This is a genomic window from Vagococcus sp. WN89Y (genome assembly GCF_052220145.1).
In the GTDB taxonomy this organism is placed as follows: Bacteria; Pseudomonadota; Gammaproteobacteria; order Enterobacterales; family Enterobacteriaceae; genus Kosakonia.
Genome location: NZ_JBQPOM010000022.1, coordinates 136,206 through 148,032 on the forward strand (window position 1 = coordinate 136,206; position 11,827 = coordinate 148,032).

12 protein-coding genes and 1 pseudogene are annotated in these 11,827 nt (G+C 49.0%); 3 read left to right on the plus strand and 10 right to left on the minus strand.

Annotated features, from left to right (window positions below; all coding sequences use genetic code 11):
* Positions 1–323: 323 nt before the first annotated feature.
* Positions 324–2,504, minus strand: a pseudogene (locus ACTU3N_RS07805) (AAA family ATPase).
* 156 nt (positions 2,505–2,660) lie between these two features.
* Between ACTU3N_RS07805 and ACTU3N_RS07810 the strand changes: the two are divergent.
* Both ACTU3N_RS07810 and ACTU3N_RS07815 read left to right on the plus strand, forming a co-directional pair.
* Entirely contained in the window at positions 2,661–2,984 is a 324-nt protein-coding gene (locus ACTU3N_RS07810; RefSeq protein WP_443085565.1) for a transposase, read from the plus strand.
* A gap of 68 nt (positions 2,985–3,052) precedes the next feature.
* Positions 3,053–3,403, plus strand: a complete 351-nt coding sequence (locus ACTU3N_RS07815) for an IS3 family transposase (RefSeq protein ID WP_443085566.1) — start codon at positions 3,053–3,055, stop codon at positions 3,401–3,403.
* A gap of 296 nt (positions 3,404–3,699) precedes the next feature.
* Here the strand turns inward: ACTU3N_RS07815 and ACTU3N_RS07820 are convergent, their stop codons facing one another.
* The 9 genes from ACTU3N_RS07820 to ACTU3N_RS07860 all read right to left on the minus strand — a co-directional run bounded on the left by ACTU3N_RS07820 (position 3,700) and on the right by ACTU3N_RS07860 (position 10,261).
* Entirely contained in the window at positions 3,700–4,386 is a 687-nt protein-coding gene (locus ACTU3N_RS07820) for an N-6 DNA methylase (RefSeq protein WP_443085567.1), read from the minus strand.
* Between the two features lie 122 nt (positions 4,387–4,508).
* Positions 4,509–5,456 carry a DUF1281 domain-containing protein gene (locus ACTU3N_RS07825; RefSeq protein WP_187211815.1) on the minus strand — a complete coding sequence of 316 codons (948 nt, stop codon included), beginning with the start codon at positions 5,454–5,456 and terminating at the stop codon, positions 4,509–4,511.
* 130 nt (positions 5,457–5,586) lie between these two features.
* Positions 5,587–5,970 carry a hypothetical protein gene (locus ACTU3N_RS07830; protein ID WP_443085568.1) on the minus strand — a complete coding sequence of 128 codons (384 nt, stop codon included), beginning with the start codon at positions 5,968–5,970 and terminating at the stop codon, positions 5,587–5,589.
* A 122-nt stretch (positions 5,971–6,092) separates the two neighbouring features.
* Positions 6,093–6,722, minus strand: coding sequence for a hypothetical protein (locus ACTU3N_RS07835; RefSeq protein WP_443085569.1), 630 nt, complete (start codon positions 6,720–6,722; stop codon positions 6,093–6,095).
* 82 nt (positions 6,723–6,804) lie between these two features.
* Positions 6,805–7,182 (minus strand): hypothetical protein, encoded by a 378-nt coding sequence (locus tag ACTU3N_RS07840; protein ID WP_033879139.1) that lies wholly within the window; start codon positions 7,180–7,182, stop codon positions 6,805–6,807.
* Between the two features lie 105 nt (positions 7,183–7,287).
* Positions 7,288–7,767, minus strand: coding sequence for a hypothetical protein (locus ACTU3N_RS07845; RefSeq protein WP_105450479.1), 480 nt, complete (start codon positions 7,765–7,767; stop codon positions 7,288–7,290).
* 82 nt (positions 7,768–7,849) lie between these two features.
* Positions 7,850–8,038 carry a hypothetical protein gene (locus tag ACTU3N_RS07850; protein WP_443085570.1) on the minus strand — a complete coding sequence of 63 codons (189 nt, stop codon included), beginning with the start codon at positions 8,036–8,038 and terminating at the stop codon, positions 7,850–7,852.
* Positions 8,039–8,147: 109 nt separating this feature from the next.
* Positions 8,148–8,573 carry a hypothetical protein gene (locus ACTU3N_RS07855; protein ID WP_443085571.1) on the minus strand — a complete coding sequence of 142 codons (426 nt, stop codon included), beginning with the start codon at positions 8,571–8,573 and terminating at the stop codon, positions 8,148–8,150.
* A gap of 785 nt (positions 8,574–9,358) precedes the next feature.
* Complete coding sequence (locus ACTU3N_RS07860; protein ID WP_443085572.1) at positions 9,359–10,261, minus strand: integrase domain-containing protein; 903 nt, start codon at positions 10,259–10,261, stop codon at positions 9,359–9,361.
* A gap of 972 nt (positions 10,262–11,233) precedes the next feature.
* Between ACTU3N_RS07860 and ACTU3N_RS07865 the strand changes: the two genes are divergently transcribed.
* Positions 11,234–11,641, plus strand: coding sequence for a hypothetical protein (locus ACTU3N_RS07865; RefSeq protein WP_443085573.1), 408 nt, complete (start codon positions 11,234–11,236; stop codon positions 11,639–11,641).
* Positions 11,642–11,827: the final 186 nt, after the last annotated feature.

Below are 11,827 nucleotides of genomic sequence, written 5' to 3' on the forward strand. Positions count from 1 at the left end.
AATTCATTCTGAATAGCCCAAGAGGACACCATCGTAGGTGCCGCTATTCTATAAAAGAGGTTGTACGTTACTGTAATAACAATTAGCATCTGGATGCTACCACTCCGGGCACCTTTTATCCCTGCACGTTAGTCATGCTCGTACGAGGTGTACGGGGCTGGCCGGTGGTAAACCGGCGCCGTAGAAGGAGTCCGGTATGAAACAGAAAACCGTTCTGGTACGTCAGTACCAGCGTTTTCGTTTAGGCCGCTGGGAGGACGTGTGCATGCACATGCGCTCCCTGCCTAATCGTTAATGTCATGTCCCCGGTGGTGGTAGCACCCTCAGGTTTCAGTCATCATCATATCGTAGTGTTCAAGATCTTCAGTCATTACAAACACTCGTTTAAACATATCAATATACATGTCTGCAGATGCCTCTTCCTGAAGGCGAATATTACGGCTGTCTGCGTGCGAATGGCGATTGATAAAACGATAGAAGGCGTTAAATCTAGGATCGCGATTTTCTGCTGCCAGCGTATCAAGAGCCTTGTAGAGACGCTCATTTTTCCCTGAAAAACTAAAATAATGTTCAAGGATCTGGCGCATAACATTTGGAATAATTACGCCGGAAGACACATCGTTGCTGGCCTTGCGCAACACATACCACAGTGCCTGATAGTCATTAAGTAATTCTTTATCCGATATAACACTGGCGGTGCTGTGCCGGTTTTTTGCAATGCGATATAGTTGCCAGTCTGCTGGTTTTTTTCCTGCCGGCCTGCTTCCACTTGAGAGAAGAAGTTCCTGGAAGAAGAACAAACTGTGTGTAAGCAGCACCACCTTAGCAGCGCGATCAGATTTAATAATTTCATGCTGGATGAGCGCAGCCACTTCAAATATATAATTCTGAGACAGACTGGAGATTGGATCATCAATTACGATAAGACTTGGCCGGTTATCGGACTGTGTGCGGCTGTTTCTGCCCTTACACGTTTCGATAAAATACAGGAAAGCAATCAGCGTTTTTTCACCTTCGCTCAGAGTCTGGAACACCGGGCGCTCGGTGCTTTCTCCGGCTCTGCTGAGCCGGTATGACTCAACTCCCTCTTCGCACGGTACGATATGGAAGCTATCTATACCCATCGAAGTCAGCGCGTTATTAATGTTCTGTATGGTGCTGTTGATGTTGACTGTGCTGGAGTATTTAGCGGCGATTTCTTTTTCAGCTGTAGCGATATTTTCTCTGAGTTCTACTGATTTAACTTCAAGAGCTTGCCTGTAATCCTGCAGTGCTTTCAGTTCTGTGCGCTGTTCCTCAATGGCGTCTGAAGACAGGTGGCGAATGTGGGCATAAACACGATCTGTTAGTAATGCCCGCTCTGCTGCATAATTTTTTGCGAGTCGATTGTTTTCACTGATTTTCATGTTCAGTGCCGCAATCGCCTGCTGAAGACTTTGTGATTCATCAAGAGTCAGCTACGGGTGAATACATACTGAAGGTTCTGCAATTTTTTGTGAAACCGCATTCTGATTTATTAGTCCTTTTTGCTCAAGTTCAGATAGCCGGGCAAGCACCGGGGAGTCAGCGTTTACTAATGGGCAGGTGTTCACCGTCTCTCTAAATTGCTCAAAATCGCTTTTCCATTCAGAGAGCCTCTTTTCAAGCTGTCGAAGCGCGCTCATTGCCGTTTCCCACGAGCGGTCAAATAACGCGGTAATTTCCTGTCGGAGATGTTCCCCGTCTACAGGGGATTGGCAAAATGGACAAATGTCGCCGTCAAACCACACGGCTCCACGTGCTATCCAGTCACTGTTGCTGAGGCGCCTTACGGCGGCAGCTAAAACACTGTCACCCGCCGGGACCAGAGGTTCCTTCAGGAGGGTAAGCTCCTCTTCAGTGAAAACGAAGTAAGGAAAATCATCGACAGATGCAATAAGGTTGCCCTTACTGTCTTCCAGACGCTTCAATTCTTCACACAGCAACTCCGTGCTCGTAACAGCAGTGCCAGGTGATGACATAATTTTTTGGTACAGAGTGTCGGTGCGCTTGGCGCCGACCATTAGGTCGCCAGCAACAGATGAACGTATCTCTGCAGAGCTGGTAAAAATTTGATTGGCACAATCGCCGCGAACTTTTCGCTGATCAGCATCATTTTTCTGCAGAGAAGCACTATTAGCCTGCTGTAAATCACGCTGAGCGTTGGCATCTGCTTCCAGTTGCAGAATTTCACCAGCAATGGTGGTATTTTCTTCGCTGAGCGTAAAAATACCGGGCTGAACCGCCTGGCTGTTAAACAGATCTTCTACAAACTGATGGTTGAATACGAGATATCGCATATCCAGAGGAGGATAAAGGCTGCACTGCCCGTACTCATCGCCATTCTGTGGGTAAAAATACCCGGATATCGTTGATTTACCAGCTCCGTTCTGGCCGTAAATCAGGGTGACATAGTTGCTGATATCAATCTGAACCGTTTCATCGTGGGAATAACTGCGCACTCCGCGCAGAGAGAGTATGCTCATCGTTCAATCCCTGTGGTTTGATTACTTAAAAATAGGGGATAGTCTTAAAACCCATTGTATTTAGTGTAGGTATATCACAATTTGTATTAGTCCCCGTTTAAACCGGACACCTAACCAGTAAGACATAGTCATAGAGCGATGTTTAAGGAGTGTCCTGTGCAAAGAATCGAAGTGATCACTGGCGAGCAAAAGCGCCGCCGTCATACTCCTGAAGATAAAGCCCGTTTTATTGCGCTCGCCATGCAGCCCGGATATGCCGTCTCACTCGTTGCCCGGCAATATGGCATCAAACCTAGTCTTCTTTTTAAGTGGAAACGGCTCATGATCGATGGTGGGAAGTCTGCGATCACCGCAGGCGACGAGGTGGTCAGCGTCTCCGGAGTCAAAGCGCTGGAGAAAAAAGTCAAACAGCCTGAACAAATGCTGGGACGCAAAACAATGGAAGTCGTAATCCTTCGGGATGCGCTTGTGATAGCCTAGGTAAAAAAGTTGATATCGCGTATGCCATTGCTACCACCGGGCAATACCCCATCATCCGAATAGCAGAAGTGATCTGTGTATCACGTTCAAATCTTTATGAGCGGTTGCGGAAAAAGCGCCATCACCGGTCAGCCCGCTATGGCAAAAATGGTGACGCCCGACTGTTACCGCTTATCCGCCAGATATGCAGCGAGCGGGCGACAAACGGCTATCGACGCGTGACTGCACACCTCAATCGTGCGCTGAAGGAACAAAGCTGGCGGGTTAACCCCAAACGTATTTACCGGATCATGCGGGCGAATAACCTGTTGCTGGCAAAATCTGTCCATAAAAAGCCAGAGCGCTGTCATACCGGCAACGTCGTGACACTTAAGCTGGATACGCGCTGGTGTTCAGATAGCTTCGAAATCCGCTGCTGAAATTGGGAAGTCGGGCGGACGGTGTTCAGCCTTGACTGCTGTGATCACGATGCCATCTGCTGTTCGGCGACAACAGAGGTAGTGTAATTACCCCGCTTAAACGATCCATTATCTTTTAGAGATCCTCTGACATATAGATGAGGTTACCCGAAATCGAACGTCCGCTTTTCACTCACAGCGGACCGTCATATTTGAGTGCGTTTGACTACGTAAACTGTCCGGAGCCTGAGCCAACTCCAACCAACAATAATAAAAAGCCAGCCCGAAGGCTGGCACAGTGAAAAACATTATCAGCCTCAGGCTGCTACCTGTTCCTGAGCATGACGCAGACGATATGACCAGTTTCCCAGGTAATGCCCGGGCGTCAGCAGCACCCGACGTCGCTCATTACACAGCGAGTTGCCAATCACCACTTCTCCTGCCACACCACACAGCGACAATTGTATATACGCCATACCAGCTGCCAGCGGGTCAATATCCGTTGCCGACACCCACATCCTGCGGTATGCCGGATACCCCGAACGGTTCAGTGTGTCAGCCATAGCCAGAATCATACTGCCGGCACCGCAGGCAGGTTCACGGAGCGTGATAAAGGATTTGTCCTCAAACAACGCCTTCACATTCCCCAGCTGCATCTGTGCCATCATGCTGGCCACACTCCAGGGCGTAAAAAACTGGCCCCGGTATTTATCCCCCAGCTCCAGTTGCATGAACACGCTGCCCAGAAAGTCACAGAATCCCTGCTCCAGCCCCTCAATGACATGAGCAAGCAAATGCGCAATGTTGATAACATCCTGCTTTTCATAACCACTGACGATTCGCAGGTACTTCTGCTCCCGGGCCTCACTGAACTGAAGCCGGTTCTCCAGGGCAATCACACTGCAGCTGACAAAATCCTCAAACACCTTATGGCGTTTATGATAACGGGCGGTCTGATTAAACAGCGAAATGAAGGCTTTCTGATGGTCGATAAAGGTGGCCATGTGTTTCTCCGTAAAAAAACAGGGAACACATGGCCCCGGGGAGGAACAGGTGTTCCCCTTCGGGCTGAAATGAAAGATGACAGGAAAAAGCGGGTGCCACGAATGTGACACCCTGAGGTTAATTACTGGCCTGAAGCCAGCGGAACCGGTAAAGGCGCGGCTTCTGTCTGTTCTTCAGTGCGCTCCTCCACCAGATACAGCCGGGGCTGAGGAAGTGTTTCCCTGCCCGGCCATTCGGCCTGCGGGTCACTGTCCGTATGTTCACCACCGTCATAACAGTTGTAACCCTGTATGCCCCTGACAGGCTCGCTGTACCAGTGCCGTATCTCACAGTCGAACACCTTCGAGATTTCACCAACCAGCTCACCTGAAGGCGGATACCAGGGCGTGTCAGTCAGCAGCACCAGACTGCTCATCTCATCACGCACCCAGCGGACATTGTGACCTGATGGCCACTCCACACCGTATATCCTGCTGTAAAGGCTGGTCGTGGTGGAAATGCCCTGCAGCAGTCCACCTGAACCGTTCAGCTCTGTGGCCAGACGGGAGGGTATGACCATCAGCATGTCACAGGGCTGCGCCTGCTCCGGGTAATCCGACAGCCGGCTCCAGCAGGCTTCGGCATCAATGTGCTCGCTCAGTCCGACCAGGCCAAACCAGTCAGAATACTGACAACGCATTAACGCTGTGATTATCTCCCGGGCATTATCCGGCAGATTCCCCCAGCGGACTGCGCCAATACATGTCTGGTGATAAAGGCGGTCAATGGTCTTTATCGTCTCTTCATCCAGTACGGCATCTTTTACCAGCAGCCCCAGCCACTGTTCAAATGCCTGGTTAGCCGGAGATGACATCCCCGTTCCGTGACGAACCAGCGCCGGATATGGCGGATACTGCGTCGTCCGGGTGGGTTTCACCAGTCCTGCACAACCGGCCAGAAACAGCTGTATACTCTGCTGTATGGCATGGCGGTAACGCGGTGTCTCACATCCTTCAATCCACTGCGTCAGCACATCCAGGCAGACTGATTTACCGGTAATTTCAAAACGATTCTGGCACCATTCAGACATGGTTTACGCTCCTCTTTTATCTGTCAGATGTAAAAAGAGGGCACTGTCCCGTGAGGAACAATGCCCTCACGGGATGAATGGCGGTCAGGTTACCCCCTCCGCCAGCGGTTCAGATTATGCGGTCTCAGACTTACCACAACGCCAGCATCACCAGTGAACGACGCTCAAAATCAAACGTCTTCAGCGTATCGCTGACCCACGCTTTTATGTCATTCACGTCATACCAGTAGTCATCAGCATAGTCTTCACCCCGTAAACACGAGTTTCTGACATAAGGAAACAGCCTGTGGCAGTTCCCCGGCGTCAGCATACTGAGGTCACGCAATAATGCAGCCAGTGACCGGCATGTTACCGGGAAAGTATGCTGCTCATCTGAAGCATCAGTATGGTTACGGAACCATGTCAGAAGCGGCATCACCTTACGGAAAGCCCCCACTTCCTGATGTTCCTGTGTTTCCACAACGGCACCATTCTGATGGTTATCACGAGCCATAAAGTAAATATCGAGTCCCATAACAATTCTCCTGAATAACGCTGGGACTCTCCCCACAGGGATATGTCCCTGCCGGGTTATATGAATGACGGAATACGCGATGGCGTTATTCCGGGTAAATGAAAAGAAACAACGGTGTTCTGTCAGTGTCCACCGGCAAGTGCCCGCAGCCAGTAAAGCTGATGTTCAGCCTCTTCCAGCGCTGACCAGTCATCCGGGGATAACTGTCGCCCCTGACCGGACAGAAACTGCAGCAGTAAACAGTCAAACACATCTCCCCTTACCGGGGTGGTTAATACAGACTCCGGAGCAGAAAAATTCTCATGCCCCAGGAACCGTTTTATCCATTTCAGTGGCAGTGACCAGCTGGCACCACCGGCAGTGGAATGAATGCGGATACAGTCCGGACACAGATTGTGCAGCAGCACAAACACCGTACGGGCAAAGAAATCCCCCGGCTGGCGTCCGAAATTCAGCTCCTTAAGCACCAGAATGTTCTGACGATACTCCCGTTCAATGGTGACATTCACCGACCACAGCCCGTCTGCAGACCGGCTGTAAAACGCCAGTGTGTCCGTTACCGGAAACAACTCAGACGCCCGGGTCAGGGAGCCGAAATACGCATTCTGCGGCCGTAACGCCTCCGGCAACTGCCAGAAGGTTTCTGTTACGGCCAGAACAAAAGCATGCCACTGCTTTTCCGGTATTGTGGCAACCTGCTCAAGGGTATATACCACCGGCTCACGGGCCGGACGTGAAGATAATTCAGACATGGAACATTCCTCATGGTTAAAAATAAACAACGGGGAATGCTTTCCTGACGGAGAGCACACCCCGTCAGGGTCAGGTTATTAACTACATCATGTCGTGCCGGGCAAAACAGGCATCCGCCCCGGCCGTCAGCTTTCCGGTACTGATACTGTCAGTCCAGATTTCATGATTAATTTCACGCCCCAGCGCCATCAGACTGTCAAGCGCCTGACGGGCCTGAACTCCAGGAGCAGGAATGTTCTCCTGCTCCAGGTCATACAGCAGCCAGCCCAGCGCCTCACCGGTATCCCACAGTTGCACGTATACCAGTGAAGGCTCCGTCTCATCATCCGGCTCCGGGGTAATGCCCAGCCGTTGCCAGGCGCGTAACCGCATCAGCTCACCTTCCAGCTGGCTGATATGCGCCAGCAGAGCAGACTGCGTCTGCAGTGCTGAATAATGAACAAGTAAGGGTGAATACATAATGACCTCCGTCTGTTCAGGAAGTCCTGTCCCTGACGGAACAAAACTCCCGCCAGGGAAAACACCGGCGCAGACACTCGGTGCAGTAAGTAAAAGAAAAACCGTTCAGTCTGCGTCGGAAAAGTCAACACAGGCCTGCTTCAGGATGCCGGCTACACGTTGATTCAGACATTCAGTCCAGCCATCGTTCCATCCACGCTCCCATGGATTGTAGATATCCTCCCATGGATTGCAGACATCGTTACAGCCGTTCTTCCATGTCTTCCATACCTCCATCTCCATGACAGCCCCCAGCCTGTGGCCTTTCGCACGTATATGCCACAGAAACGGCCGGAAAAGCCCTGATTTCAGTTGGTCACCACCGCTTTCGTAGCCCAGATGACGTGCAATACCTTTAAGATATTCAAATGCTTCATTCTGCATTCCAGCCGCCTTTGCCAGCGAGCTGTACGCATCACGAAGTATCGCCATACCTTCCAGTTGATACTCACACCACGCACGGACAGCCGACACTGGTGCGATTACCCGAAGAATGGTGCAGACACGCCATACAACAACGTAAAGGAGTATTAACAGACTATTCATGTGTTCACCTCAGAGACAAAAAATCACGGGAACACATCACCCCTGCGGGAAGCGTGTTCCCGACAGGGTAATAAATGATAAATCAGCAGGGCTGTACGACGCTTTCACCAGCCTGCAGACCAAACCGGTAACGCAGGGTGGTCAGCTGTTCCGCCATACAGCAGGCAGCATGCCAGGCCCTGCGACGGGATATCCGCCCGGTAAACCGGTTCAGACAAATGACCTCACGCGGCAACGGCTGATACCAGCCTGTGTACGCGTTGCGGTGCATTCCCTGCCGGTAATACAGACAAGGTGTCCAGACACCGCCCCGACGGACAAAAACACCCGTCAGGGGACAGAAACATCAATACGGGATTAATGCTTCAGCTCAGTAGAACTCATTCGAAATATTCATTTCTGTCAATATAGACACACTGAGTCCAGCCATCGCGCCAGCCGTACTCCCATGGATTGTACTTGCACACACGTGCCTCCATCTCTATAAGAGCACCCAGCGCATGGCCTTTCGCACATATATGCCACAGAAACAGCCGGAGAAATCCTGATTCCAGCTTTTCATCGCCGCTTCTGTACCCCAGATAATGTGCGAGGCCTTCGAGATAGCTGAACAGCCGATAAAGAGGTTCTTTTCCTTCACGCATTTCTGCCGCCTTTGCCAGTGAGCGGTACGTATAACGAAGGATCGACATACCTTCCAGATGATACTCACACCACGCACGTGCAACCGACTCTGGTGCAACCCTCCCAAGAATGGTGCAGGCAAGCCATACGACAGAATAAAGAAGTGTTAACAGAACGTTCATATGTTCTCCTCTGATACAAAACATCACGGGAACACATCTGCCCTGCGGGAAGCATGTTCCCGACAGGGTAATAAACGACAAAACAGCAGGGCTGCACGATACTTTTATCGCCAGCACAGTCGAAGATAAAATGCCATGCGCCACTGCCATCAGACAGGGTGCATAACTGCCATGCGGAACACCCCCGCACAGATTAAGTATAAAAAGCCCTCATCGTCGCGTCATAATGCGCTTTTTGTGACGACATTCTGCTCTCAAGAGCGCGCAGATTTGCCCCATTCACGTGGAATGCACCGTCCTTTCAGGCTCAGGAGGTGTTGAATGCAGCCACCCGAAGGCGTTCCTCACAGACTGCCGGAACATTGGTGGTCACCCGAAGGTAACAAAGTTAGCCTGTATATTTTTAAGGCACAAAAGATGGATGTCAAGCTATTCAACATCGATCCAAAAAGGAATATTATGTGTTCCCTTAACCGGTTCTCCTGGAGGAAAAACACAGGTACCTTTCATCAGTATTTTTCTTCCCGCCCGTCTGACACCACAGTCAAAATCTCCCACCACGTCAAAATAATCCGCAATCGACTCACAGATGTCCCATTCATCATAGATGCCCCATTTATCTGCTGTTCCTTCACATTCAAACTCAGCCTGAGATCCGGAATCAATATATCGCGCCAGGTAGTGTGATCACAAAGGCGAATCTTTTGTAATCTCCTTTACAGAGATTATTTTCATTAAAATAGTACAATCCATGATATTTACCCGCACAAAATCGATATAAGTTATTACTCGTAGCCTAATAACTGACAATAAACCTGTTCAATATATCGCCCTCTGCCATCGCCATGACCAAGATCAATTGATGTCAGTGCAAGTGCCTCCTTATAACTGTAACCATTCATAATATGATATTTCATGGCACTTGCGGCGTAACTGTACCGAAAACTGTGTGCGGCCTCATCTCCGCCTTCCAGTTCTCCATAACGTCGTAACGTATTAAGATAATAATCCATTGCCGACTTAAGATTATCTCTGTCTATCAGACGTTCATTATGTTCACTGGCATATTTGAGTGCATAATTAACAGCATCAAAAACTTTATCCCGGTCAACAACCGTTGTCATTCTTTCCCGTCCTCCTTTCGTACCAAAAATCACTCTTATTTTTTCATCTCCCCGTTGTAATGCTTTTTTCCACGTCCGTAACGATTTGGCCGACTGGACAGCTTCTTCATTTCTCAGACCGAGATAACGTGACAGTTTAACAACAGCTGCCACACCTTTATCTTTTGCTTCCACGCGCTGAAGAATTTCCCGGAAACGCTCATCCGTAATTAATTTCTTTGTCCCTTTACGGCTTCCTCCAGAAATACCTAACGCCTTATTACTGAGACGGGGATGTTCAGGATCTGCCATTTTATGTTTACTGGCCTGACGTAACATAGCCCGTATTGCAGACATTTCATTCTCTCTGGTCCGCTTTGAAACGTCGCTCCTGCTGTTCATATATAATTCAATATGTCGTACTTTTACCTGCGCTGCAGAACTGATCTGTATATTAAGTTTAGCCAGTCTTTCCGCAAACCGGTGCATGATCCGGGAATAGTCACTCAGCTTCTTGAAACTCCCCCTGTCTTTCCGGACATGAGCAACCAAATCCTGTTTCAGTAATTTTTCACGTCTGGACACAGATACCTCCTCTTTGTCTTAAACAGCTGTACGTACAGCAGATGAATTTTTCTGTTGTGCCGTAAACACAACAGAAAAATTCATCTGCATTCTCCCTGGCGACACGGTTAAGCGTTGCGATCCTTCGGGTAATGAGTGCCTGAGCGCCAGGGTAGCGCAGACTGTTTAGGTATTGAGGGGTAACAAACCGGTGTTGCACACCGACTGCAGCATTCGCTGTACCTGTTTCCAGGTCGCCCCCGATACCACCCCTAATAAGTGGTATCGCCGGTTCGGCATCTCACTACATAAAACTCCTTAAAAAACAATAAAATTCTGCAAGAAGAACGGTCGATGAACGTTATTCACGGTATCGTCTGTACGTTTGCAGAGAAGGTTGAAAAAACACTCTCACGTCTGGTCACTTCTTCAAATGTTAAAAAACATTCCGTGACGCAACGGTTTGTGCGGGTTCGTAAAGCAGACGCGCATGCGTCACTTTGTCATCGTTACACGCCGACAAAAGTGACGCCGCGCAGCTTCAGACTCCACATACGCACGCAAGCGGCCAGATTTCAGATGGCCTTATGCCGTGCGTACAGTCGTAAGAAGCCCGGAGCGAATGCCCAAACAGATTAAAGACGTCAATCCGCAGTTTACGGATGACTACAGACCGATCATAGCGGTGCTGGATGGAAGTAAAAAAAGCCCTCATCGTCGCGTCATAATGCGCTTTTTGTGACGACACTCTGCTCTCAAGAGCGCGCAGATTTACCCCATTCACGTGGAATGCACCGTCCTTTCAGGTTCAGGAGGTGTTTAACTAGCCACCCGAAGGCGTTCCTCACAGGCTATACGGAACATTGGTGGTCGCATAGCGACAATTACAGCAGGGAAAGATTAGCAAGACGGGCTTTTATATGTCAAGACTACCCATAGCACATGGAAACACTATAATTTGAATTATGTTATATGATTAAAAAGGTATTTTTCATGGAGAAAAATGACAAAGTACATCCAATGGAAGAAAAGGCGTACCGTTTTGGGAAAGCATTAAAAAAACTTCCGCTATGGGGATGGGGATGGGGATGGGGAATAATAGCATTAATTATTTTGGTTATTCTCTTCAATATACATTACTCATATATTTTATCTCTGCCTTTCTTATGGTTTCTGTGGTATGTATTTATACGAATTGATGACAAGCCATGGATTGAAAATTATCCTACACTGGAGGAATACTGGCGCATTCACCCAGAAACGAAAACAAAAAATGGAATAAAATGTTATTACTGTGGTTCTAACCAGATAAAAAGTCATCTGTGGAACAATAAACAAGGAAGACGAGTTCATTATTGTTTTCAGTGCCGTCAGGATTTATATCGAACAAAAGACTTTTAGTATACATCAGAGAATGGAGGGAAGTCACCTCCATTCCCATCATGGAATTTACTTACTGACACAATGTATGCAGAATCGGATAATTTCCAGCTTCGACCGAAATAGAATGACAAAGCAACCAGGCCAATAATTAATAAACCGAAAACAATTTTCTTTCGCAGAATCACACACTCACCATCAAACCAT